Below are 25,018 nucleotides of genomic sequence, written 5' to 3'. Positions count from 1 at the left end.
AGGCACTTATTTAGATTCGCCCTTGAACTCATTTTTTACCAATTCCAGCCATATTTATGGTGACGAGGTGTTTAAAATTTTCATCTCTGTACTTTGTGGTAGTATCCTCGGTTTTGAACGGGAGATCCGTGGTAAATCCGCGGGATTCCGTACGCTAGCACTGATCTGCTTCGGATCCACCATTTTCAGCATCTGTTCTTATATGCTGGGTGTCGATGCGAACCGCGATCGGATAGCAGCCAATGTGATTACAGGGGTTGGCTTTTTAGGTGCCGGCGTTATATTTAGGAATAATATCTCTGTTTCAGGCATCACTACAGCGGCTTCTATCTGGATTTCGGCAGCGATTGGGATGTTGGTAGGGATTGGCGCCTACCAGCTGGCAGGAATCTCTCTTTTGTTGTCTCTTTTCATCCTGTATGCTATGGATTATATCCAGTTCTGGATTGATTATCGTTTTCAGCATCGTGATTATAAGATCATGTTAGACCTGGCAGCAGGTAGTTTGGACCTTACAGAACAGTTGGAAAACCTAAATCTGAAGTGTACAAATATCAAGGTACTGCGATCAGAAAAACAGCTGATTTGGCAGGCGCAGATTTCCGGGCGAGGGGATAAACTTGAAATTTTTAATGAATGGTTACTCAACCAGCAGTCCATTGCTTCTTTTGAATGGTGAGCAGATTAAATCCTTAATATTATGGCCACAATTACAGCACGTATCAAAGAATTCAATGCAGGGTTACTGCCAGATATGGTTCAGCTAAAGTATCAAGCGATGGCCGAAAGTCCATTTCGTTTTTTTAGAGGAACCTGCCACCTGTTTTATGAGGACCTGGCCAGTGTAAAAGATTTCCCTAAATCACCATTAACCTGGATTTGCGGAGACCTTCATCTGGAGAATTTCGGCAGTTTTAAAGGAACCAACCGTCAGGTTTATTTCGACCTGAATGATTTTGATGAATCGATGCTCGCAGCCTTAAACTGGGAGGTGCTGAGAATGCTGACCAGTATCTATGTGGCCTTTGATACTTTAAAGCTTAGGAAGAAGTGGGCAGAAGAGATGGCGGTGTTTTTCATAGATGTTTATACGGAGCAGTTGAAAGCAGGTAAAGCCTATTATATTGATCCAAGAACAGCGGATGGAGTGGTTCGCACTTTTCTAGACAATGCAGCCTTAAGAAAGGCAAAAGAAATGGTCAGGAAGAATACCGGGGGGAAGGGCAGTCAGCTGCTGATTAAGATCAATAACCAGACGCATTTTAAGTTGGATAAGAAACTAAGGACAGATTTGATGGCAGATCTGACGGATTGGTTAGAAAAGACACCCTTATTAACCAATAAATATCTGGTAAAGGATGCGGTATTTCGTGTAGCAGGAACAGGAAGTATCGGTTTGAAGCGGTATATGTTATTACTGCAGCACAAAAAAAATCCTGCCAAACTATTATTTCTCGACCTCAAACAAGCCGCTAAATCTTCCCTTGCTCCGTTTAATAAGGCCGCTCAGCCCAACTGGGCTTCGGAAGCGGATCGAATCAGCAGCGCAAAGTATCATATGCAAAATGTATCCCCAGCTTTATTGAGTACCCTGGTTTTCAAAGGTGATGCTTATGTATTGCAAGAGCTGCAACCTACCGCCGACCGGATCAATCTGGCTGGGCTTTCCGGTAGGATTAAGGAGATCAAAAGTGTGGTGAAAGACATGGCTGTTCTGACTGCCTCTGCCCAATTGCGAAGTTCAGGAATTCAAGGCTCGGCAATTAATGATGAACTCAGTGCTTTTGCGGCTCAACATATAGAAAAAAAGGCATTGCTGGACTATGCTAGAAAATATGCGCTACAGGTAAAACAGGATTATAAATCCTATTTGTCTGAAGGAGGCTGATCTGTTGTGGCTGTTCAGGTACTGTCTGCGTTTAAAAATTCAATACAATCTTGCCATTAAGGCCGCCTGCAGAGACCAAATCCTGCGCTGCTGCCGCTTGCTCAATGTTCATGACTTTGGCGATTTGAACCTCGATTTTGTGAGATTCTACAAGCCTTTTTCCAAAGTCTAACTTTTTATGATCTCCTATCGCATTGATAAATTGTGCAGTAATCCCATGTTTGGAAGCCAGTTCCTCATTCGCAGACATCACAATACTCAATAATTTGCCTCCTTTTTTCAGTAAGGGGTAAGATTTTAGCTGTGTTTCTCCGCCTACCAGGTCCACCACCATATCCAGGTTTGCTGCTATTTCACTGAAATCCTGCGATTTGTAATCAATTACTTCATCAGCACCTAAAGAACGGATCAGCTCAAGTCCGGTGCCAGAAGCCGTGGCGATCACGTAGGCACCCAATGCTTTTGCCATTTGTAAAACGATAGTGCCTACACCGCCTGCCGCACCATGGATCAATACCCTTTCATTGGGCTGCAGGTGTCCGGTTTCTACCAAAATGCTATAAGCTGTATTTAATGGAACTGCCAGGGCCGCTGCTTCATTTAAGCTGACATGATCTGGAATTAGTGCAACGGTAGCTTCGTTGATACAAACATATTCAGCATACGTTCCATGCGCGGCCGTTGCAAAAACCAGGTCGCCCACCTTAATCCTTGTCACCGCCGATCCTATAGATTCTACCATTCCAGAAGCGTCAGTTCCCGGGATATGAGGGAAGGTGATGGGGATAAAAGCTTTCATTGCCCCAGATCGGTTCTTAATGTCAAAGGGGTTAATGGTGGTGGCCACCACTTTAATCAGTACTTCATGTGCTTTTGGGACAGGCTTGTCAATTTCCTCTAATTGCAATACAGAGGAATCTCCATAGGAATTGAATTGGATGGCTTTCATAAGGTTTAATTAATGCTCGCTGAAATTACGAATTAATACAGGAATAATCATTTCTTTTCTTCTTATCCTTGGGCGAAAAGTGAATAAATCATATCTTACCGGCTAGAACCATAAATAAAACCTAATCCCTTTACAATGAATAAGAAACTTTTTGCGATGGTTGTCACTGGCTTGCTCAGTTTTGGATCAGCCAATGCGCTTATTGCCGCCCCAGATGCTACAAAGATCAACGCTTTACAAGACATTCCTGGAAAAGACCTGATTGGCAGATGGGACATTACCGTTGATGAAAACGGGAAATTAGCACCTTCCTGGCTGGAAGTGAAACTATCAGGAAACCGTACCTTGGTTGGTTATTTTGTTGCGGCCTCGGGTAGTGCCCGGCCGGTATCAGAGGTGAAATTCCAAAACGGTAAATTCAGTTTTAGGATTCCACCACAATGGGAAAGCGGCAACCAGGATTTTGTGATTGAAGGAGAACTGAAAGCTGGAGGAATTGAAGGCACTATGCTGACCAGTGAAGGTAAAGAATACAATTGGAAAGGGGTTAAAGCCCCATATTTGAAGAGAACAAGTCCTGTTGCCTGGGGAAAACCTATTGAACTGTTTAATGGGAAAGACTTAACCGGTTGGAAAGCCTTAGGTAAAAACCAATGGGTAGTGAAAGAAGGCGTATTAACCAGTCCGCAATCAGGGGCTAATCTGATCTCTGATCAAAAGTTTGAAGACTTTAAACTGCATGTAGAATTCAGGTACCAGAAAGGAAGTAATAGCGGCATTTATTTAAGAGGTCGTTATGAAGTTCAGATCGAAGACAGTCCGAAAGAGGCACATCCTTCCAGCGTTTATTTTAGCGGGATTTACGGATTCTTGCCACCAAGTGAAATCAATGCTTTAGGCCCTGATAAGTGGCAGAGTTATGATATTACTTTAGTCGGCAGAATGGTGACGGTAGTTGCCAATGGTAAAACCGTAATCAGCAACCAGGAAATTCCGGGAATTACTGGAGGTGCATTGGACAGCAATGAAGGCGAACCTGGACCGATCTATTTCCAGGGTGACCATGGACCAATTGAGTTCAGAAAAATTGTGATTACTCCTGCAAAGAAATAAACTAGTACCCTAACATCGGTTATCAAATCATCATTTGATAACCGATTTAACTATGCTCAGACAAATCGCTGTCTGCAATTTTTTCTTAAAGAATTAGCCTATTGCAATCATGTACAAATTTACATTGGAATTGTTATTTCAGATCATTGGGATAGGCTCAGCCTCCGGTCTGGTCTTGAAAAACGACCAGTTGAATGTCATTTCTGATTACAGTACCTTTTTGTACAGCTATGAGCTGAAATCTGCTCATTTGACCCGTCATCCCCTAAGCACAGGGCCTTCACAGAATATCACAAAAAAGACCAAGCCTGATTTTGAAGCCATCACCAGCTACGGAGATCAGCTCTATATTTTTGGCTCAGGATCTACTGAAAACAGAAGCCAAATGGTTAGTGTAAACGCGAAGAGTAAGCAAGTGATTTCTACAAGGGATGTCGCTGATGTATATCAGGAAATGAGGCGTGTTTCTGGTCTGAATTCTGAAAACTTTAACCTGGAAGGGGTAGTTTTTACGGGGAAGGAGTGGTATTTCTTAAATAGGGGCAATGGAGGCGCTGGAAGAAATGGTGTGTTTGTCATTTCCGGTGAAAAACCTACTGCCACTTCAAAAATAACCTTTAAGGAGATCTTATTGCCCGGAATTAAAGGTGTTGCAACTGGATTTACGGATGCGATCCTGGTTGATCATCATATTTATTTTCTGGCAGCTGCAGAAGATAGCCAATCTACTTATCAGGACGGCGTTGTATTTGGAACCTTAATCGGCAGCATCAATATAGCGCAGATGGAATTGGACTTTACTGAACAGATCAGCGACCGGCATAAATTTGAAGGACTGGCTTTAAAGCATCAAACCGCAGATGAAATGACATTTCTCCTCTGTGAGGATAATGATACAGATAAATTACAGGCCGACATTTATCAATTGAAGCTGAAACGATAACATTTGAAAATGGAAAGTATTAAATGGGGAATGATTGGTTGCGGAGATGTAACCGAAGTTAAAAGCGGACCTGCTTTTAATAAAGTGCCAAACTCATCATTGGTGGCGGTTATGCGTAGAGATTCGGAAAAAGCGAAGGACTATGCGCAAAGACATGGCGTACCTAAGTGGTATGCTGATGCGCAGCAGCTGATTGATGATCCGGAAGTAAATGCCATTTATATTGCAACTCCTCCGGCACAGCATGAAGCTTATGCTTTAATGGCCTTTGCTGCGGGGAAACCAGTGTATGTGGAGAAACCAATGACTTTAAACGCGGCTTCAGCCATCAGAATGAAAACAGCAGCAGCAAAGACGGGTGTCAAATTGTGCGTGGCTCATTACAGACGTGCACAGCCATTGTTTTTAAAAATTAAAGCCTTATTAGACGGACAGGAAATCGGAAATGTCCGTTTGGTACAATTGAAAATGTTTCAGTCTCAGGATTCCAATATCATCGCAAATTCAGCCAGTAACTGGCGGTTAAATCCCGCGATTTCTGGAGGAGGCTTATTTCATGACCTTGCTCCGCATCAGCTGGATTTGATGGTTTTCTTTTTTGGAGAATGGACTTCAGCTTCAGGATTGTCCTTGAATCAATCTGGAATAGGACAGGCAGATGACCTGGTAACGGGTCAGGTATTGTTTAAAAATGGGGTGGTATTTAATGGCAGCTGGTGTTTCAGTGTATCAGCACAAGACAAAGCTGACCTCTGCGAAATTATAGGAACGGCAGGCAAAATCAGCTTCCAGGTATTTGGTCAGCAAATAAAACTGACTAAAAATGGGATTGCTAAAGTCTACGACTTTAGCCCCCTGGAACATGTACAGCAGCCAATGATAGAAAAGGTGACCACTTATTTCTTAACACAGGGAGAAAATCCCTGCGCCGCTGAAGAAGCGATACTGTCTATGCAGCTGATGAATTGCTTTACGGCGAAAGCCTAATGCTTTTCAGTGTCTGGCTGATCGGTTCCGTCCTTACCTTCTTTAAATTCACGGATTCCTTTTCCCAGGCCACCCAATAATTCAGGGATCTTTTTGCCGCCAAAAAGCAGTAGTACAACAACCAGGATAACCAGGATTTCTTGCGTCCCTAAAGCAGCAAGTATGGGCGTATGTAACATCATTTGTGTGTATTAATAATTTAGGGAACTAAACTTTTTCTTTAACTTCTGGAGCTGTTGCTTCATTTTCTATATCGGCCAGGTTGATGTTTCTGTGGATTTCTCTTTTAACACCCTCAGAAGCATCTTTGAACTCGCGGATACCCTTTCCAAGACCCTTTGCCAGTTCAGGAAGCTTTTTGCCACCAAACAATAAAAGGGCCACTGCCAAGATGACCATAATTTCCCCACTGCCCATATTTAAGAATTCTGCCAACACCATATTTATAAATTAAAGGTTTTAACAAAATTAACTGCAAGAGATTAAAGCAGGATTAAAACGAAATTAAAGTTTGCAATAAATTTCTTGGAGATTGTCCCTCTCCAGGTAGGTTAGGGAGGGGCTTGGAGGAAAATACCTGCTCCTTAACGGAGCTGTGCTAGAAAAAATAGCACGATAATCTACGGAAATAGCATTGCCAGGCCCATTAATGTTTTAAAAGTAAGCCCGCACAGGTAGTTTAAACGCGAAATCTACTGATTTAACTAAATTATTAGTGTTATTTGATAAATAATTATATTTTTGGGTATAAATTAAATTTTAAATAAATCTTCTTTTATCTTTTCGCTCTCATGGATCATATATTGGAACAGCCTATAATGTTTAAAAACTTAGAAATTGCAAATTTATCTATCGGTGACAAGCTTGTCAATATAGGCGAGGTCCTGGAAATCTCAGAAAATGAAGAGTGTTATTCTTTGGTTATTGCCAGAAGAGGTCAGCGTCAAGTCTGGACATTCGACAAGGAGCAAGAGGTATACGTGTGTTGATTTAATGCTTTACAGCTTTTAAGAAAGCGAGGGACTGGACAGGGCTTAACTGTGGTGCTTAAAGGCGGCAGGTGTAAGTCCAGTATTCTTTTTAAAGTAATTGTTGAAATGGGCTGGATAGTCGAAACCCAGGCAATATCCAATTTCAGCCACATCCCAATCTGTTTGTTTTAATAATGTTTTTGCCTCCTCAACCACTCTGTTGCTGATCATCTGTGTGGTGGTCTTTCCCGTATGGGACTTAATTACATAATTCAGGTGATTTACATGAATGTTCAGCTGATCAGCAAATTCAGAAGCACTCTTCAATTTTAAAGGATTTTCGGGAGAATCTACCGGGAATTGTCGCTCTAACAGATGCAGAAACCTGGGGGTAATGTGATCGGAAGTATCGGTAAGGGCAGGCGCCAGGGTGGCGGATTGGATCTTGATGCCTTCATGGATGATGAGTTTTAAAATACTCCTGATGACCTCATATTTATACTCATAATCACTCTTTAACTCCGCAATTAATTGAAGGAAATATCCATTCACTCTTTGATAAGCAGGTTTATCTAAAAAACAGGAGGGAGAGATGATCGGATTAAACAAAGGGCATATTCTTTCCAGCCCTTTCTTCATTTCCGGAGAAATAAAGGAATCATTGAATAAACAATAATAGCCTTCCTGGCTTTCAGACGTGGATTCCCAGGAATAAGGAACCGTAGGATTGGAGAATACCAGCGCTGGCCGATCAATTTCAATCACTTCATTTGCTACATGCAGCCGTCCTTTTCCAATCGTCAGGCAGATCTTATAGTGGTCTCTCCGGTTATAAGGGCTCATTTTACTGCAATAACTCCGTTCTTTTACGTTAAAATGGCTTGGGTTGCCTGTAGTATTTAACAATTCGACCGGAATACTTTGGTTGGTCCTTTTGTAAAACTGATCAATGGTCTCAACAATTTGCATGACAGGAGATGTTGTGGGTGGAATGTTTCAAAGGTAACTTTTACGCGATAGTTTAGCAAGCCTTCATTTAGAATCCCATTTTTGTGTACTAACTTATACTTATATCAAATGACATTCATAGTCATGGATACTCAACGAAAAATGATACAGACCGAAAACTACAAACCAATCACTAAAACCTTGCTCAGCGTATTGCTGATGGCAGGTTTAAGTACCCAAGGATTTGCGCAGGAGAACCTGACTTACCAATTACCTCCTAAAAGCATTGTTGACCTGGTAGATGCGCCGACAAGTCCAACTGTACGTTTTAACAAAGACGGAAGTTTGATGCTGCTGCTTTCCTCAGCAGGGTATGCTTCCATTGAGCAGGTGGCTCAGCCTGTAATTGGGCTGGCAGGCATCAGGATTAATCCCACCAATAATTCTACGGAAGGAGAAGTTTCCGGTATTTACAGCGACCTGACGATTAAAGACCTGAAAACCGGTAAAGAAAATAAAGTTGCCGGATTACCGGAGAAAATGAGGATGACCAATATCAGCTGGAATGCAGATGGGAACTTTTTCGCTTTCAGCAATAATACTTTAAAAGGGGTGGAACTTTGGCTGGTAGATGTTAAAAATCTAAAAGCAAGCAGACTGACCAATGGTTTACTCAATGATGCCTATGGTACTACATTACTATGGCATCCGGATGGTAAGCGTATTCTTGCTCAGTTTATCCTTCCTTCACGCGGTCATAAGCCAGTGGATAACATTGTGCCTACAGGACCAGTAGTTCAGGAAAACCTGGGCGTAGTTACGCCTTCCAGAACTTATCAAAACTTGCTAAAAAATACCTACGACCAGGATTTGATGGGTTATTACCTCAGTTCGGAATTACAGGAGGTAGACCTGAATGGCAATGCCACTAAAATTGCAGGTCCAGCTATTTATCGCAAGGCTGCCTATTCGCCAGATGGCAATTTCCTGATGGTACAAACTATTGAGAAACCTTATTCTTACCTGGTGCCTATTTATTATTTCCCTTTCAAAACCACCATCCTGAATCCTCAGGGGCAATTGGTGAAAGAACTTTACCATGCACCGCTTGCAGAGAAACTGCCAACAGGCTTTGACGCTGTTGCTATTGGGCCGCGTGCTTATGAATGGAGAAGTGATGCCGCTGCAACTATTGTTTGGGCAGAAGCGCAGGATAAAGGTGATCCGAACCTGAAAGCGGAAGTCCGAGATGCTTTGTTTATGCTGAAAGCTCCTTTTACTGCGGCTCCTGTAAAGTTGTACAGCATGGCTTCAAGATATAGTGGTGTGGAATGGGGCAATCAAAACTATGCCCTGGTACAAGAGCAATGGAGGAAAGACCGTGCTCAAAAAATGACGTTGATCAATCCGGAAAGCGGTAAGGTGGTCAAAGTGATCTCGGACAGGTCTTCAGAGGATACGTATACAGATCCAGGGGATTTTATTTATGGTAAAGGGCCTTTTTCTGCAAAAGTTTTGTTGTTTGACAAAGGTGCTCCAGGTGTAATCTTCACTAAAGGAGCAGGTGCGTCTCCTCAAGGCGACCGTCCTTTTATCCTGAAATGGAACCTGATTTCCAATAAACAGGATACTTTGTTTAAATCTAAGGCGCCATATTATGAGGAGCCAGTATTCTTTAACAATACCGGTAAGGTATACATCTCCAGAGAGTCTACAGAAGAAGCGCCTAACATTTATGCTGTTAACCTGAAAAACAGGTCGGAACAAGCCTTAACCAGCTTTGCAGATCCTTACCCAAGTTTGAAAGGAGTTCAGAAGGCCTTGCTTTCTTACCCTCGTAAGGATGGCATCAAGCTTTCTGCTACTTTGTACCTGCCAAAGGATTTTAAGAAAGAAAATGGACCATTGCCGGTATTGATCTGGGCTTACCCACGTGAATTCAAAAGTCTGGCGGCTGCCGGACAGGTAAAAGGATCTCCTTACCGTTTCACCAGACTGGCTTTTCGCTCGCCGGTATTCTGGGTAACCAGAGGGTATGCGGTATTGGATCAGGCAGATATGCCGATTGTTGGTGAAGGAAAAGAAGAACCTAATGATACGTTCTTACAGCAGATTGAAGACAATGCAACCGCTTTGATTAATTATGTGGTAGATATGGGTGTAGCTGATAGAGGTCGGATTGCTGTAGGAGGGCACTCTTATGGTGCATTCATGACTGCCAACTTACTGGCACATACCAATTTATTTGCTGCGGGAATAGCGAGAAGCGGTGCTTACAACCGCACCTTGACTCCTTTTGGTTTTCAGGTGGAAGCTCGTACTTACTGGCAGGCAATGGATGTTTACAACAAAATGTCGCCATTTAATTATGCAGATAAAATCAAAACACCTTTATTGATGACCCATGGTATTGACGATGAGAATTCAGGAACTTTCCCGATTCAAAGTGAGCGCTTGTATAGTGCGATCAAAGGTCATGGCGGTACGGTGAGATTGGTATTGTTACCGAAAGAATTCCATGGTTACAGGAGTAGGGAGTCTATTCTGCACACGTTCTGGGAACAAGACCAATGGTTAGAAAAATATGTAAAGAATAAAAAATAAGGCTTTTAATTAAAAATGCCCTTTCGAATAAATCGGAAGGGCATTTTCGTATACAGATATTTTAGTTTTCTGATCGCGGGATAACGATTAGTTTATACCGCCTTTACGTGTTGGCTTAACTTGTGGAGGCCATACACCTGGTTCTCCTGTTCTTGGATTCACAGGTAAAATGCTTTTTTCTCTGGAAGTCGTTTCCGGATCTTCACTCGCCATATAGGCTAGAATTGCAGTCAATATCGCGTTGCTTCTCACATCATCAAAAACGACTTTGTCGTAAGTATCTCTATTGGTATGCCAGGTATAGGTACCATAGGACCAGCTATTGGAGCTCAGTGAAAATGCGGGTACACCTGCTGCTACAAAAGAAGCGTAGTCTGAACCACCACCACCTGGGCTGCCAGGGAAAGTCGTTGCAATTTGTTTTCTGATGTCTTCAGGCACAGCCGATAACCATTTCCCTAAATAGGAATAAGAGTTTAAGAAGCCTTGTCCGGCAAGGTTCACTACCCGGCCAGTGCCATTGTCCTGGTTAAATACCACCTGTATGTTTTTAACAATTTCCGGGTGATCTTCTACAAAAGCTCTGGAGCCGTTTAGTCCTTGTTCTTCACTGCCCCAATGACCTACAAGAATGGTCCTTTTTGGGTTAGGATAGATTTTCTTCAGAATACGGATGGCTTCCATCATCGTGATTGTACCTGTTCCGTTATCTGTGGCACCTGTGCCGCCATCCCAGGAATCGAAATGCGCAGAAAGGACCACATATTCATTTGGTTTTTCTGTGCCTTTGATTTCTGCAATGGTATTAAAAGTAGGAACGACACCCAGCTCTTTAGATCCTACATTTACGCTGATTTTAGGTTTGTTTCCTGATTCGGTAAGTCGGTACAATAAGCCGTAATCTTCCAGGGAAATGTCGATGGAAGGGATTTTAGTGGTGTTTGCACCAAAGATCTTGTTGACACCAAATCCAGCTGACCAGTTGCTGGTGACTACACCTAATGCGCCTGCACTTTCAAACGCCAGGGCTAATGCTTTTAAGTTTAGTCCGGTTTTACTAATTCTGGAGCGCCAGGCATTGGTTTGTTCGGTCCTGTCTTTTTTCATTTTCTCAAAAGATTCTGGTGTCGCAAATTCCTGCCAGTTATAATCTGGTCTGCCGGTAGGTTGGTTCATGGAAAACATCACAAACTTTCCTTTTACGCTCGGCAACCAGCTTTTGAAGGATACAGAATCGGGTAGGTCAGGGTAGATGATCATTTCTCCGACTACAGCTTTTCCTTTTGTGCTTGGGCTCCATGCCAACTGCATGCCTTCCAAAGATTTTACACGCGGATAAACCAGGTCAATATGAGAAATTCCACGTTCCCAGCCGCGCCATTCTCCCCATTGTTCATTTTTAGCAGGGATCCCCCAGCTGGTATATTTGGCTACTGCCCAATCATTGGCCTGTTTCATTTGAGGTGAGCCCACGAGTCTGGGGCCAACCATATCTAATAACTCATGCGCGAGTTTTTCCAGTTGAGAATTTTCTGTGGCTTCCTTGACGATCAGGTCAATAGTTTCCTTTTTAGTTTGTGCATAGCTGACGTTTCCAGCGATCAGCATCGCCATAAAGAAGGCAGCGGTTGCCTTTTTTAATCCATTAACAGGAGGGTTTGTTGGTTTGGTTTTCATGATTTCTCAATTTAAGTAAAATGCTTCTATCCTGTCAAAAAGGAACAAATTTGATACAATTGGGCGGTTTTAAAAAATCAAAAGGTTATCTTCGCAGAAAAAATTAAATGCTGGAAATTGTATATCAGGACGATCATCTGATTGCCATCAATAAACCTCATGGTTTATTGGTTCACCGTTCTTCTATTGCTAGTGATGCCACAGAATTTGCGCTGCAAATGCTAAGGGATCAGATCAATAAGTATGTTAGCCCTGTTCATCGTTTAGATCGGAAAACCAGTGGTTTGCTGCTTTTTGCTTTTGATAAGGAGACGGAAATCGCCATGCATCAGCAATTCCAAAATGCGGAAGTAGAAAAGAAATACCTGGCAGTTTTGAGAGGTTATGCCCCGGATAGCCTGGAGATCGACTACCCTTTGGCGAAAGAAAATGGCAATATGCAGGAGGCGTTCACTGCTTTTGTGACTTTACAGCGCGCAGAATTGGAAGTAGCCCTTGGAAAACATCCTACTTCCAGGTATTCTTTAGTGGAAGCAACACCTACTACGGGAAGGATGCACCAGCTGCGTCGACATTTTGCACATATTTTTTATCCGATTATTGGCGACCGTAAGCATGGCTGTAATAAACAAAACAAGTTTTTCAAAGAGCAATGGGAGATGACAACGATGCTGCTGCATGCTTCAGAATTGAAATTTGTACATCCGGTAACGAAAGAAACCATCCATTTAAAAGCGGATGTTCAAGACGAGTTTAAAAGGGTGATGGAGCTGATGAGCTGGACGCTTTAATCTCTTTTCGTATTCAGAATACCATACTATCTAAAATCCAATACCATGTTTTCAAAAGATCAGGCTGCGCAGTTAAAACAGTCTTTCTGGACTACCTTCGGACAATATATTGCAGCTCATCAATCCGCAGAAGGAATGCGAATCAATTGGGTGAATTATAAAACAGGAATCAAGTACCTGAATTTTAAAATGTCTGTCGACAAAAAGGCGGCTTATATTGCGATTGAAATGTCTCATCCTGATCCGGGAATGCAGGAGCTGTTTTTTGAGCAGTTTACTGCCTTTAAAACTATGCTGCACAACAGTTTAGAGGAAGAGTGGGATTGGGAACTACATACTACAGACGAGCATTATAAAACAGTCAGCAGGATCGTGAAACACCTTCCGGATGTGAGCATTTTCAAAGAATCTGACTGGCCAGCTTTAATTTCCTTTTTGAAACCAAGATTAATTGCATTGGATGAGTTTTGGTGTGATGCAAAGGATGGTTTTGATACTTTTAAATAGTTTAAAGCTTCCCGCCGTTTTATCAAAAAAACTAAACAGTTCATCTTATTTAAGAATTTCAGCATTGGGCTGTTGATTTCATCCTTTTTTTGTGTTGCCATAGCCGCCCATACCATCATGGTTGGTATTTACCTGGACTATGGTGATGTGATATTTATTTTGTGCTCCAATATGCTGGAGTACAGCTTCCTCTGCAATTTGATCTTTTGAGCGGATGGAAAAGATAAATTTTATTGATTTCTTGTGCATGTTGTTTTTGAGTATTTAATCGCTCTTTTTTGTTTAATTATTTATAATAGAAAATATTGTAATTGATTCGGCTCATTTCTGGTTATAAATAACCATTATTTCCATAATTATTTATTAATAAAATTTAATAAGGTATTATTTGTCTAATAAATATATTAAATGTCGCTTTTTGTGAAATTATAATATTAATGGTGTTGTTTCTTCTTGCTGTGGGTGATTGATTTTGTGCTGACCTAGTTTTTATGATTACCAGTAATTTCTATGTAAAACTGCTTTGATTCCCTATTTAATGCTGTTTTTAACTAAAATATTGGCAACTCTTCTATAATTAATTATTAATGTAATAATAATGTTACTTAATTTTAATTTCCTTTAATTGAAAATAACTTTATATTCGATTAATCAAATTCATGTTTATTTAATTTTAAATATTTTACTATGAAAATGGTGTTTGTTTAAAAATTCATTGACTACTCTATTTAGCACTTGCTCGTCTTTTTTCTCCATTGTTTTTATAAATCATAATGGAGCTGATAAAGGATCTATTTTCGCATCAATTGATGCATCTTCAATAGTTTAATTGGGCAACTGAAGGTGCTTTATTCCAAAAACAACTTTAATATACCTCAGTCCTTATAGATTGATTTTAATATTTTTTATTTGCTTATTTAGTAACAATCAAACCTTTAATTAAATAAATAATTCTTCTATGAAACATTACTTCAAGTACACGCTTGTCGTGTTCCCCCTCTTTTTTATACTATCCTGTAAAAAAGAAATGAGTAAAGATGCTTCCGGGGCATCAGATCCAACTTTATCCGGTAACAATTTAAAACGCTTTAGTTACGGTCCAACGATCTTCAATCTGAGCTCTTTTGATAAATCGGGTCCCAAAGGCATCATCAACAGAAAAAAGCAGAATTCCATTATTTTGATTCGGGATAGTGCCTGGGCTAATGGTTCAGGAACTACGTTTTTTTATGAATCAACTGAGGTTCCTGCTATTTTACCTGAAACACGATTAAAATTGTATTTGGGAGCCATTATTCGTGGCAATAGTGCCGTAGATGTAGAGAATTTTACGCCAATGTCTATTCCTGCTATACACAGAAATCCGATAACGATGTATGCTAACTTTCCTACCGATAGTATTTCAAGATCGGTTCTGCCAGCACCTAGCCAAGATGCAAGGTACGTTAGAGATGCAATAAAGGCCGGTACAGGGACACAAATACAGTCTTTTACTTATGAACAAAATCAGTTCAGAAAAGTGGAAGAGCTTCAGAAATCCTTTGGGGCTAGTTTTAACATCGGGAAATTACTGAAAGTAGATTTCTTAGATACGACCTCGACTGGAGCAAACAAAACAAAGGTTAGAGCGGAGTTTATTCAAGAAAACTTTTCAATTAATATTGAACCTCCTATCTATGAACCTTTTTTGAAACCGAGTTATGATATGGCCCAATTTGGTGGAATCGAGCCATTAATCGTGAGCTCAGTGACTTATGGTAGAAAAGGAATTTTTATCATGGAATCTGATTCTTCATTTGCGATGGTTAAAACGACGCTTAGTGTCGCACTTACGCTTTCCGCTGAAATGCTTGGGGTTGGTTCTGAATCGAAGTTAGGATCTGCGTTTTCGGTCGCTTTAAACACTCGTTTGACGAATGCACAAAAATCAGTAATTGAGCATTCTAAAATTTATGTATATGTAATGGGGGTGGATGGCACCTCGACTGTAAGGGCGGTTACTGGAGGTCTGGCTGGTTTTGCACAGGTAATTGCGGAGTGTGGGGGCTTCAAATCAGATTCTCCTGGTGCACCATTATACTATACTTTAAATTATTTGTCTGATTTCGGAACCTTCCGAAATCCATTTAGAATTAACGTCCGCAATTAGACACCTAAGGCCAGGTGCAAAGAGCTAAAATAATATTCCAATTTTCGAAGCAGGCCAGACAGCCTGCTTCGAACTTTATTCCATAAACATGAAATACGCCAGGTTATTGATGATGATCCCTCTATTTCTTTTTGCCTGCAAGAAAGATCGGGTAGAGCAGGGGCAAGTACAGCCGATAAAGGCTGCTGAGAATTTGTTAGCTAGTCAATTCCAACATTTGAGGATTGAACCTATGGAGCCCGTTTTTCTGGGGCTCTCCAAGATTTCCATGAAGGAGGCTATGGATGCCAGAAAGCTGGGCGCGCTAATACATTTAAGAGATAGTAGTTGGGCTGCATTTGGTAAAAGTGCTTTTTATGAGTCTGATGAGATGACGGTAACACCTGCCAACACCTCATTTATATATCCTGGTTCCATACTTAAGGCGGCTTCCATCGCTACAGATGAGCTCCTGCCTTTTGTTGGCTATCAAGGAGCACCAATTGATCTTTATTTGTCCTTTCCTTCCAGTTTGTCTTTTGGAACCGTAGCCTCACCCAGTCTTTCAAAAAGCCGTATATTTTTGAGGAATGCACTGATGGCCCCCGATTTTTCAGGAAAGCAAATCGATGATTTCTCTCAATCTATTTCCTTTTTTTCAAGGTATCAAGAGGTGAAGCTTGCTTACGGCTACAATGTAAATGAACGCCGTTTATTTGCATCTACAAATTCTTCATTCGATTATAATTCATCTGCAACACAGTATTCCACGAAATTAATGGCCAGTTATACGGTTAAAAATTTCACATTTACTACTCCTGATCCAACAGTAGGACAATTAATTGACATGGCAAGTATCACTCCGGAAGTGTTCAATGGAGTTTCACCTGTGTATATCAATTCGGTTACTTATGGAAGATTTGGATTGTTGGTTGTGGAAACTAATAATGGCGGTTCGCAAATGAAAAGCGCTTTCGAAAAAGTCGTAAAGAAAATTTTCAAACAAACCACCGAGTCCTTTACCCAAGAGGAGAAGACCTTGTTTACCTCCTGCCGGGTTACCATTTATATTTTGGGAAGTACGATGGGGGAATCTGCAATTCAGCTGCTGATCAATCCGAATCCGGAAGGCATCACCAGTTTCCTTTCGGATAATGTGGGGGTATTTACTTCGCAGGATCCAGGAGTACCCATTTCATTCAGAGCTAAATACCTGAAAGATAACAGTCCATTTAAAACAGTTTTTAAACTTGATTTTCCCTACTAACAGGAATTCATGTTTAGGGAACCAGATTTAACCTTTAAATAAAATCAAACTATGCTCCTCCTAAAAAACAATAAATTACCGAACAGCCGGCAGGCGATAATGGGTATTGCCTTTAGCCTATGTCTGCTGTTATTAATTCCTATGGGCTGTTCAAAAGATGTGCTTGAAAAGGCTGAACTGGCAAAAAAGACCAACTTCCCTGGAATGAGGCCGCCCCAGATTGACGGTTTTACGGTGAACTCGATATCTTATCCCGGTAATGATTCTCCCATGGATCAGCTGAATGGAAGAAAAAGAAATAATGTGAATACTTTGTCTGGACCTGGAAATGGCGGTGGTTTAGCCTGGGTAGAAAAAGATGGCCCTGGAAAAGCCACTGGGCCAGGATTAGATTTTCTTTACTATAATCAGGGATATACATCCAGGATGTTCACTATTTCTGATCAGTCTATGGCCTTGAATATTTATCCAGGTGCCATATTGGACGGACGAAGTATTAATGGGGCATTTAATCCAAAAATGCTGCTGGGAGTTTCGCAGTACATTAGACCGGTTACACTGTCTACCACAATGCCAGTTTCAGGTTCCGTAGTGGCTAGAACTTCTTTGCCACGTCCTATTGCGGAAAAAGCGTTAACTAATGCAGCATTGACTGATCTGGAGGCCTTAAATCCAGGAGGAGTTGGTGCTGCTTCCCTTAGGTTAGAACTGGATTCTTTTAAGGTGTACGAAGAACTAAAAACGCTTTACGGATACAACAAAAGTATTGACGTATTTCTGGTTGATGCAAACACCATAAAGAAAGGGGAGAATCATTACATCAATTCTGTATCGGCTTTAAAGCTAAAATTTTTTCAGGAAAACTTTAAGATTGATCTTGATACGCCTCCTCCCGGTCAGCTTTTTGATTCAACAGGTGCCAACATGCCGCTCATTACTGGTGGCATAAATCCAGTATATGTAAAAAGTGTAACCTACGGTCGGATGGGGATTATGGTCATCGAATCGCAATATTCTTCTGTCAAGCTTTATAATGCAGTTTATAAACAATTGGGGATTTTGCGTAATTTAATTGGTATAGACAGAAACATGACTGAGGAAGAAAAAACCATTATAAATTCTGCCAATATAAAGGTCAAATATACAGGGATTAATGCGGATGCAGATGGAATGATCAAGGTCAATGGCCTGAGTGGATTTATAGATGTAGTTTCTGCGAATAAAACTTATTCTAAGGAAAGTCCGGGAGTTCCCATAGCCTTTCAGTTGGCCAATTTACACACCCATGGGATGATTGGAGCACCCTTTAACATTAATTACGGCCCTTTTGATCGTCCTTACGTTAAATTCAGGTGGCACAATGAGAAAGATACCTACGGGCAGAATCCTTTAAAGTATTTTGGTGATCTATATGCTTATTTTTACAGGGATCAAGCTGGGACTATACCTTATAACGATGTGCCTGATTTTGTAGACTACCCATACGATATCACAAGAAGCTCAGTTCATTATCAGAATTGGGTTAGTAATCGGGAAACACGAACAGAGCGTAGTAGCTTCAAAATTACCTATAGTGGATATCGTCACCTGCTGGGTGAAAAAGAGGTTTCTTATTACGTTAAATACGGTTCAGATGCAAATACTTCAAAGACTGATTTCAGCTATCAGTTAGTTCCAAATGGTTATTTTTTCCTGGCCAATTAAATTTTAGCATAAAATGCGTCTAAAAGACCACTCTAATGAAGTGCATGAAGTTTGGCTTTCAGCTCAGCGCAGTAGGTGCTGGCTGCATGTCAAATGTATAACGGTAGCAATCCTGTTGTTTATTGTTATTGGCTTGCTGTTTTGTTCCTGTAAAAAAAACGTTCCTTTTATAGAGGAGAAAGAAGATCATCTGGGCAAACAGGCGGTATTGAATAATTTGGATTCTATCTATTTGTACGCAAAACAAATTTATCTGTGGAATGAACTGCTCCCTAGTCAGGAGCGGTTCATTCCCGGTAGATTTTATGAGGCGAATGCTGATGAGCTTAAAGCCTATAAACAGGAGATTTTTGAATTTTCCAGGTTTCCAATGAATAACCTGACCGGTAAACCTTACGAGTACAATGCATTAGACATTTCATTGCCGAAGTATTCCACGATTGTTAAAAATGCGGCGATGGGGGTTAAGGCCAATATGGCTGAATCCAGTGGTTATAAAATCAATTCTGGCTTTGGATTATCCTTTCATCATAGTGCATTGGGAACCCGGATACTTTATGTGGATCTAAATTCTCCCGCAGGAAAGTCGGGAATGAAAAGAGGTGACCTGGTGACGGCTATAAATGGGCAGTCTTTTAATAATGAGGCCTCATTTTCTGCTTTATGGAAAGTGGCATTAAGTCAATCTTTCCTCAAATTGAATACGGTAGATCGGAATGGAAAAACAAGAGAAGTCAGACTGCTGGATGGTATTTTTGAAATAAACCCTGTTTTAAAGCATCAGGTGATAAATATTGGTGGCAAAAAAATCGGTTTTATCGCTTACAGCAGTTTCACAGATGAATCCAATTCTGAAAAGTATTTAGCGCCTGTGCTGAGTAGTTTCGGTCAGGCAGGGGTTTCTGAACTGATTGTAGATTTGCGCTACAATAGTGGCGGATATCAAAATGCAGTGGTTTATTTTGCAAATCAACTGATACCTGCTAAATGGGACAAAAAACTCATGCTTACAGAACATTACAATCAAACCATGCGTGAAGGAAAGGCAGAGCTCTTGCGTCATCAGATCATAAGAGGAAATGACAATAAACCTTTATATATAGATGGTCGGATCGCAACACTAAACGATATTGATTACAGTGTTAAAGCAAATACGGTTTTGTTTGAGAAACAAGGGCCGTTAACAGATTTAAAAACGATCCATTTTATCATCAGTGAGTATACAGCTTCTGCGAGCGAATTGCTGATTAATGTTTTGAAACCTTATTTGAATGTTAAGATAGTTGGTGCATCTACACAAGGACTTCAGCAAGTGCGCAGCTATGGAAAGCCGGTAGGTTTTTTTGATATAGACATTAGTAATTACAAAATGTTCATCTCCATGTATCAGCTGCGCAATGCCAATGGGGAAGGCGACTACTTTGATGGGCTTGCCGCTGATCGTTCAACTGTAGACGATCCATCTTACGATTTTGGGATGACCGATGATCCAGCAGTAGCACTGGCTTTACAAAACAATGTGCTGGCAGCCAGGCAATCTGCTAAAAAGGTTGAAACACAGCCCGGGAAATATACATTTGGTCATCCTTCTGCTGATGGTACCTTAAAAAAGAGAACCATAGATTTTGTGTTTAAGAACTCCAGAACAAAGGTCTTTTGATTGGTTAAAAGTAAGTCAGAATATGTGAAACGATGACCGAGTTTCCTGTTTTAAAAGGATGATACGGTTATATGCTGCAGCGGATTCTCAACCGGCAATGGGAAGCAAGTGAAAATTAAGAATGAAGTATTGGATACTGAAGTTAGCGTTAGGCTGATGCGCTGGATGAATGAGGCTAAATTCTGATTCAAATAGATGTTTTTGTTAAAAAGCAAGAGTATTTTAATCACTCTATATTATTACTAATAAAGTTAGTATAAATATACTATATTTGTTAGTAAAATATAGAATCATGTCTGAACGGATTAGAGAAAAACTAAATATCCTGGCTGATGCAGCAAAATACGACGTATCCTGCTCTTCAAGTGGAGGAATAAGGAAAAACGACAATAAAGGAATCGGTGATAGCCATGCTTCAGGAATTTGTCATACCTATACAGAAGATGGTCGCTGTGTTTCACTTTTGAAAATTCTCCTGACCAATCACTGTATTTATGACTGTGCCTTCTGTGTTTCCAGAAAAAGTAACGATATAGAGCGTGCTGCTTTTACTGTAGAGGAAGTGGTTTCCCTCACCATCAATTTTTACAGAAGAAACTTTATTGAAGGACTTTTTTTAAGCTCAGGAATTTTTAAGAATGCCGATTTTACAATGGAGCGTTTATTGAAAGTCGTGAAGAAACTAAGGCTTGAAGAACGCTTCAATGGGTATATTCATTTGAAAACTATTCCTGGTGCAAGTGAAGAGCTCATTAGGGAAGCTGGGCTTTATGCAGACAGAATGAGTATCAATCTGGAGATGCCGACGGAAAGTGGCCTGAAGTTACTTGCTCCGGAAAAGAGCCATGAAGATGTAAAGCGGCCACTTGCATTGGTACAAAACCAAATCATACAGTTCAAAGACGAGAAAAAGCTGATCAAGAGTACGCCTAAATTTGTACCTGCGGGTCAAAGTACTCAGATGGTGATTGGAGCGACTCCGGAAACAGATAAAGACATTATGCATACTGCAGATGCATTTTATAGGAATTTCTCGCTGAAAAGAGTTTATTATTCTGGATACATTCCCATTAGTTACGACAATCGTCTGCCACTTATTGGTACTCAACCTCCATTAATTCGTGAGAATAGATTGTATCAGACAGATTGGCTCATGCGCTTTTATGGCTTTCACGTCAATGAACTCCTCAATGATGCCAATCCCCATTTGGATGTAGACGTGGATCCTAAATTGAGCTGGGCCTTAAGGAACCTTCAGTACTTCCCTATAGACATTAATGTGGCTGCATATAAAATGATTCTGCGTATTCCTGGAATTGGTGTGAGTTCAGCAAAAAAGATCGTACAAGCTAGAAAGTTCGGGAAATTACGCATTGACCAGCTGAAGAAAATAGGAGTTGCTTATAACAGAGCGAAACACTTTATCAAATGTTCAGACAGTCCTTATCAAATGAAAGATTATCAGGCTACGCAGATCAAGTCATTCATATTAGCGGAAAGCCAGGGCAAATATGCTAAAATTGATGTGCAGCAATTGATTTTATTTTAACACCTAGAATTGCCTATGATATATGTCATCGATGGAAGTTTAGAGAGTCTGCTTTGTGCCGTCTTTGAATGGTTTGAAAGAAAACCAGGAAAGGTCGTCCTGCAGTTAGAAAAACACCACCAACCTGATGCTTTCAGTTCGGAATTTTATGTGCATAATGATGCTAAAAAAGCGGATAGGGTGTGGACGGGCTTAAAAAGCAAACTAAATCCAGGCTGGATGAGAAGATTCTACTGCACTTTCCTTTCAGAATCTGTTCAGGCCTATAACAGTTTATTTGAGTTTACCTGTTATATCTTTTCCAACCCAGCTGGTGCAGAAGCCAATTATGGTAATGCCAATGTATTGGCGGTGGCACAAACCGCTAAGAAAGTGGAACGGGAAAAGCACAGGATGGAGGCCTTCATTCGATTTCAGTTGTCTGCAGATGGGATTTTCTATTGCGGTGTGGATCCAGACTTTAATGTACTCCCTTTAATTCTAAACCATTTTAAGAACCGCTACGCGGATCAGCAATGGATCATTTATGATTTAAAAAGGCATTATGGACTGTATTATAACCTGGAACAAGTAGAAGAGGTAAGCCTAAGTCCAGAAGAGGAGAAAAATCTGAACAGACCTACAGCAGCGCTACAGGACGGCAAAGAAAAGCTTTACGCCAGGCTATGGAAAGACTATTTTAAAAGCACCAATATTGCGGCCAGAAAAAATACCAAATTACACGTGCAGCATGTCCCAAAAAGATACTGGAAATACCTTACGGAAAAACAGGCGCTTAAGGACTAAATCAGAAACATTCGTATATATTTGAGTGTTGTGTTACAAACAAAACGCTTATGAAAATTTTTAAAGTTCCTGCTTTTTTATTTGGCTTGTTATCTTTAACAGGCTGTATGGGAAGCATGAACCCAACAGGTGGAAATTCTGCACCAGATTATCCTTATTTTATCACTAAAGAGCCTTTGGTAGTTAAAAAAATATTGGTTCCGACAGGCACAAAATTAGTGTACGATGAGCAGTTTTTTAAAGAAGGGGAACAAGATAAAATTTTGAATGAGAAAAAACTCAACTCCATAGAACTTCCGACTGGTAAAACGATAGATTGGGCCGGTGTTCCTGTCACATCGATTTCAAAATTCTTCAATTCTGAAATGCGCGGATTTACGGTGTATGCAGACTTTGATCAAATGAGCAAGGGCAAGGGTAAAAAAACTAAATTCTCTGAGCTATGGCAAAGTTGCAGTACCGATATAGGAATTACGGTGAAGGATATAAACGATTGGTCTTTTAACCCAAAAAACATTGCCGATGTGGAGAGCTGCAGTGTAAGCTACCAGCGATATTTCAAGGATAGTCCAAGTCAGCAAGGCTTTTTGGATGAAATGTATTCCGAACTTATAAAAAACGGCTCCAAATAAAATCTGAAAATAGCAGATCTATGTCTTAGTGCATAGGGTATCTGATTTGCGGAAATGTAGTATATTTGGCTCAAATCGGAGCTTTTGCTCTTAAATTATGTAGGTGTGAAGAATTTCCAACCAGAACTCAGAACTGTTAATGTGACCAGGTATGTGACCCCTTTACGCGAAGGGGGATCGATGCCTGCAATTGCAGAAGCAGATGATGACTTTTTATATGTACTCAAATTTCGTGGTGCCGGACAGGGATTACGTGCACTCATTGCCGAGTTGATTGGCGGAGAAATCGCCAGGTTACTTGGCTTGAGAATGCCGGAATTGGTGTTCGCGCAATTAGAGAAAGATTTTGGCCGGATTGAACCGGATGAAGAGATCCAGGACTTATTGAGGACGAGTGTTGGGCTGAATCTTGCCTTGCATTACCTTTCAGGAGCGATCACTTTTGATCCTTTAGTGAATCAGGTAGACGAAAAAACAGCCTCAGAGATTGTGTGGATGGATGCGCTGCTGACCAATATGGACCGTACCGCCCGCAACACGAATATGTTGATCTGGCATAAAGAATTATGGCTGATTGACCATGGTGCTGCGTTATATTTTCACCATTCCATGGAAAACTGGGAAGAGCAGGCGGTAAGACCGTTCAGTTTGATCAAAGACCATGTACTGTTGAGCCAGGCATCACAATTAGAAGAAGTGAATGCTGTTTTTAAAGAGATACTGACTCCGGAAAAAATCAGGGCCATTGTGGCCTTAATTCCAGACGACTGGCTGATCAGGGACAATACCTTTGAATCTATTGAAGCACACCGCGAAGTATATTCCAAGTTTTTAGAATTACGCCTCGCAAATTCAGAAATTTTTGTAAAAGAAGCACAGAATGCAAGAGAAGCACTTATTTGAGTATGCCGTGATCCGCGTCGTACCAAGGGTAGAACGGGAAGAATTTCTTAATGTGGGCATCATATTGTATTGCGCTAAACAAAAGTTTTTACAGACCTCATTTGAATTAGATGAGCGGCGTCTTGCTGCATTTGCCTGTAAATTGGATCCTCAGGAATTGCAGGATCATTTGCGTTCTTTTGAGCTGATCAGTAAAGGGGGGAAAGCAGGTGGAACGATTGGACAGCTGGACATGGCTTCGCGTTTTCGCTGGTTAACGGCTACTAGAAGTACCGTGGTTCAGACCTCTAAAACTCATCCGGGTTTATGTTTAGATGCAAATGAAACCTTGAAAAAACTATACGAACAGCTGGTACTTTAATACTTTATTTAATGAAGGATTAGCTATTGATGCCCATGGCGTAAAGAATGATGTTTACGCCAAATTTAGTATTGTCTTCCGCCAGGAATCGCTTGTTGCGGAAGTCGTAATCCCATTCACAGCCATAATCTTTATTACTGTACAATACCCCGATGCGGTTATTTACTGTAATGGCTTTCAGGTAATCGTGCACCAGATCGTCACCCCAGCCGTTTAATTCAAAAGAGGTCGTAGGCGGGCCATTCTCAAAATTGAAAAAGGAATGGTATATCTTATGTTGATTAGGAATTTTTTTCAGTGCTGTTGGGCCAAATAGATTACTCATTTGTGTTTCAAATGATTTGGCGAATAAGCCATCAATATCATGGTTGCAGTCGTCTACAAATACAAAACCTCCATTATTCACATATTTCTTGAAATTGGCAGCCTCTTGCTGATCAAATTGCACCAGCTTGTGCCCGCTTAAATAACAAAATGGATATTTGAAAAGGTCCTGACTACTCAATTCTACAATCTTTTCCTCCGGATCTAAAGGAATGGTTGTATATTCCAACAAGGAATTAAGCAAGTTGGAAGGCATACGCTGATCCGTATCCCAATTTCCGGATTTATACTTTATTCTCGCAAATGTAAACTTCGATCTTTGCATC

General features: G+C 40.8%; 24 protein-coding genes. 17 read left to right on the top strand and 7 right to left on the bottom strand.

Features of this window, described 5'->3' with window-relative positions; genetic code table 11:
- The first annotated feature begins 22 nt into the window (after positions 1 to 22).
- Positions 23 to 679 carry an MgtC/SapB family protein gene (locus AQ505_RS15055; protein WP_062548938.1) on the top strand — a complete coding sequence of 219 codons (657 nt, stop codon included), beginning with the start codon at positions 23 to 25 and terminating at the stop codon, positions 677 to 679.
- A gap of 21 nt (positions 680 to 700) precedes the next feature.
- Positions 701 to 1,888, top strand: a complete 1,188-nt coding sequence (locus tag AQ505_RS15050; protein WP_062548937.1) for a DUF2252 domain-containing protein — start codon at positions 701 to 703, stop codon at positions 1,886 to 1,888.
- Between the two features lie 31 nt (positions 1,889 to 1,919).
- On the opposite strand, the gene AQ505_RS15045 is transcribed toward AQ505_RS15050, so the two are convergent.
- The gene (locus AQ505_RS15045; RefSeq protein WP_062548936.1) at positions 1,920 to 2,837 is read right to left on the bottom strand and encodes an NADP-dependent oxidoreductase; all 918 of its coding nucleotides are present in this window, start codon (positions 2,835 to 2,837) and stop codon (positions 1,920 to 1,922) included.
- Between the two features lie 135 nt (positions 2,838 to 2,972).
- On the opposite strand from AQ505_RS15045, the gene AQ505_RS15040 reads away from it, so the two are divergent.
- The 3 genes from AQ505_RS15040 to AQ505_RS15030 all read left to right on the top strand — a co-directional run bounded on the left by AQ505_RS15040 (position 2,973) and on the right by AQ505_RS15030 (position 5,880).
- Positions 2,973 to 3,950 carry a 3-keto-disaccharide hydrolase gene (locus tag AQ505_RS15040; protein ID WP_062548935.1) on the top strand — a complete coding sequence of 326 codons (978 nt, stop codon included), beginning with the start codon at positions 2,973 to 2,975 and terminating at the stop codon, positions 3,948 to 3,950.
- Between the two features lie 109 nt (positions 3,951 to 4,059).
- Positions 4,060 to 4,893, top strand: coding sequence for a DUF6929 family protein (locus AQ505_RS15035; RefSeq protein ID WP_062548934.1), 834 nt, complete (start codon positions 4,060 to 4,062; stop codon positions 4,891 to 4,893).
- Between the two features lie 9 nt (positions 4,894 to 4,902).
- Positions 4,903 to 5,880, top strand: a complete 978-nt coding sequence (locus tag AQ505_RS15030) for a Gfo/Idh/MocA family protein (RefSeq protein ID WP_062548933.1) — start codon at positions 4,903 to 4,905, stop codon at positions 5,878 to 5,880.
- On the opposite strand, the gene tatA is transcribed toward AQ505_RS15030, so the two are convergent.
- The 3 genes from tatA to AQ505_RS15010 all read right to left on the bottom strand — a co-directional run bounded on the left by tatA (position 5,877) and on the right by AQ505_RS15010 (position 7,820).
- A complete protein-coding gene (gene tatA, locus AQ505_RS15025; RefSeq protein WP_062548932.1) occupies positions 5,877 to 6,059 on the bottom strand; it encodes a twin-arginine translocase TatA/TatE family subunit in 183 nt (60 codons plus the stop codon). The genes AQ505_RS15030 and tatA overlap by 4 nt on opposite strands.
- Before the next feature lie 28 nt (positions 6,060 to 6,087).
- Complete coding sequence (locus tag AQ505_RS15020; protein ID WP_157262387.1) at positions 6,088 to 6,321, bottom strand: Sec-independent protein translocase subunit TatA/TatB; 234 nt, start codon at positions 6,319 to 6,321, stop codon at positions 6,088 to 6,090.
- Positions 6,322 to 6,914: 593 nt separating this feature from the next.
- Positions 6,915 to 7,820 carry a helix-turn-helix domain-containing protein gene (locus AQ505_RS15010; protein WP_062548930.1) on the bottom strand — a complete coding sequence of 302 codons (906 nt, stop codon included), beginning with the start codon at positions 7,818 to 7,820 and terminating at the stop codon, positions 6,915 to 6,917.
- Between the two features lie 108 nt (positions 7,821 to 7,928).
- Between AQ505_RS15010 and AQ505_RS15005 the strand changes: the two genes are divergently transcribed.
- Complete coding sequence (locus AQ505_RS15005; protein ID WP_231634887.1) at positions 7,929 to 10,403, top strand: S9 family peptidase; 2,475 nt, start codon at positions 7,929 to 7,931, stop codon at positions 10,401 to 10,403.
- A gap of 87 nt (positions 10,404 to 10,490) precedes the next feature.
- On the opposite strand, the gene AQ505_RS15000 is transcribed toward AQ505_RS15005, so the two are convergent.
- A complete protein-coding gene (locus AQ505_RS15000) occupies positions 10,491 to 12,080 on the bottom strand; it encodes a M20/M25/M40 family metallo-hydrolase (RefSeq protein WP_231634886.1) in 1,590 nt (529 codons plus the stop codon).
- Between the two features lie 107 nt (positions 12,081 to 12,187).
- Here AQ505_RS15000 and AQ505_RS14995 point away from each other — a divergent pair, with 107 nt between their 5' ends.
- A complete protein-coding gene (locus AQ505_RS14995) occupies positions 12,188 to 12,871 on the top strand; it encodes a pseudouridine synthase (RefSeq protein ID WP_062548928.1) in 684 nt (227 codons plus the stop codon).
- 45 nt (positions 12,872 to 12,916) lie between these two features.
- Positions 12,917 to 13,378, top strand: coding sequence for a DUF4268 domain-containing protein (locus AQ505_RS14990; protein ID WP_062548927.1), 462 nt, complete (start codon positions 12,917 to 12,919; stop codon positions 13,376 to 13,378).
- Positions 13,379 to 13,456: 78 nt separating this feature from the next.
- Here AQ505_RS14990 and AQ505_RS26405 read toward each other — a convergent pair whose 3' ends face one another.
- A complete protein-coding gene (locus AQ505_RS26405; RefSeq protein ID WP_157262385.1) occupies positions 13,457 to 13,627 on the bottom strand; it encodes a hypothetical protein in 171 nt (56 codons plus the stop codon).
- A 709-nt stretch (positions 13,628 to 14,336) separates the two neighbouring features.
- Between AQ505_RS26405 and AQ505_RS14985 the strand changes: the two genes are divergently transcribed.
- From AQ505_RS14985 to AQ505_RS14945, 9 genes are all read left to right on the top strand, one after another.
- Complete coding sequence (locus AQ505_RS14985) at positions 14,337 to 15,527, top strand: thiol-activated cytolysin family protein (protein ID WP_157262383.1); 1,191 nt, start codon at positions 14,337 to 14,339, stop codon at positions 15,525 to 15,527.
- An 88-nt stretch (positions 15,528 to 15,615) separates the two neighbouring features.
- Entirely contained in the window at positions 15,616 to 16,773 is a 1,158-nt protein-coding gene (locus tag AQ505_RS14980; RefSeq protein ID WP_062548925.1) for a thiol-activated cytolysin family protein, read from the top strand.
- 51 nt (positions 16,774 to 16,824) lie between these two features.
- Positions 16,825 to 18,477 (top strand): thiol-activated cytolysin family protein, encoded by a 1,653-nt coding sequence (locus AQ505_RS14975; protein ID WP_062548924.1) that lies wholly within the window; start codon positions 16,825 to 16,827, stop codon positions 18,475 to 18,477.
- A gap of 13 nt (positions 18,478 to 18,490) precedes the next feature.
- Complete coding sequence (locus tag AQ505_RS14970) at positions 18,491 to 20,137, top strand: S41 family peptidase (protein ID WP_062548923.1); 1,647 nt, start codon at positions 18,491 to 18,493, stop codon at positions 20,135 to 20,137.
- A 292-nt stretch (positions 20,138 to 20,429) separates the two neighbouring features.
- Positions 20,430 to 21,686 carry a putative DNA modification/repair radical SAM protein gene (locus AQ505_RS14965; protein ID WP_062548922.1) on the top strand — a complete coding sequence of 419 codons (1,257 nt, stop codon included), beginning with the start codon at positions 20,430 to 20,432 and terminating at the stop codon, positions 21,684 to 21,686.
- Positions 21,687 to 21,701: 15 nt separating this feature from the next.
- On the top strand, positions 21,702 to 22,472 hold the full coding sequence (locus AQ505_RS14960) for a TIGR03915 family putative DNA repair protein (protein WP_062548921.1): 771 nt from the start codon (positions 21,702 to 21,704) through the stop codon (positions 22,470 to 22,472).
- A 50-nt stretch (positions 22,473 to 22,522) separates the two neighbouring features.
- Positions 22,523 to 23,104: a hypothetical protein gene (locus AQ505_RS14955; RefSeq protein ID WP_062548920.1), complete on the top strand. Its 582-nt coding sequence runs from the start codon at positions 22,523 to 22,525 to the stop codon at positions 23,102 to 23,104.
- Positions 23,105 to 23,209: 105 nt separating this feature from the next.
- Positions 23,210 to 24,007 (top strand): HipA family kinase, encoded by a 798-nt coding sequence (locus AQ505_RS14950; RefSeq protein ID WP_062551038.1) that lies wholly within the window; start codon positions 23,210 to 23,212, stop codon positions 24,005 to 24,007.
- Positions 23,985 to 24,368, top strand: coding sequence for a DUF3037 domain-containing protein (locus AQ505_RS14945; RefSeq protein ID WP_062548919.1), 384 nt, complete (start codon positions 23,985 to 23,987; stop codon positions 24,366 to 24,368). Before AQ505_RS14950 ends, AQ505_RS14945 begins: the two co-directional genes overlap by 23 nt.
- 19 nt (positions 24,369 to 24,387) lie before the next feature.
- Here AQ505_RS14945 and AQ505_RS14940 read toward each other — a convergent pair whose 3' ends face one another.
- On the bottom strand, positions 24,388 to 25,017 hold the full coding sequence (locus AQ505_RS14940) for a DUF4159 domain-containing protein (RefSeq protein WP_062548918.1): 630 nt from the start codon (positions 25,015 to 25,017) through the stop codon (positions 24,388 to 24,390).
- Between the last annotated feature and the right edge of the window lies 1 nt (position 25,018).

Origin of the sequence: Pedobacter sp. PACM 27299 (genome assembly GCF_001412655.1) — a bacterium.
Taxonomy (GTDB): domain Bacteria; phylum Bacteroidota; class Bacteroidia; order Sphingobacteriales; family Sphingobacteriaceae; genus Pedobacter.
Note: the sequence above shows the minus strand (reverse complement) of the source record. Positions and strands in the feature narration are given on the sequence as shown.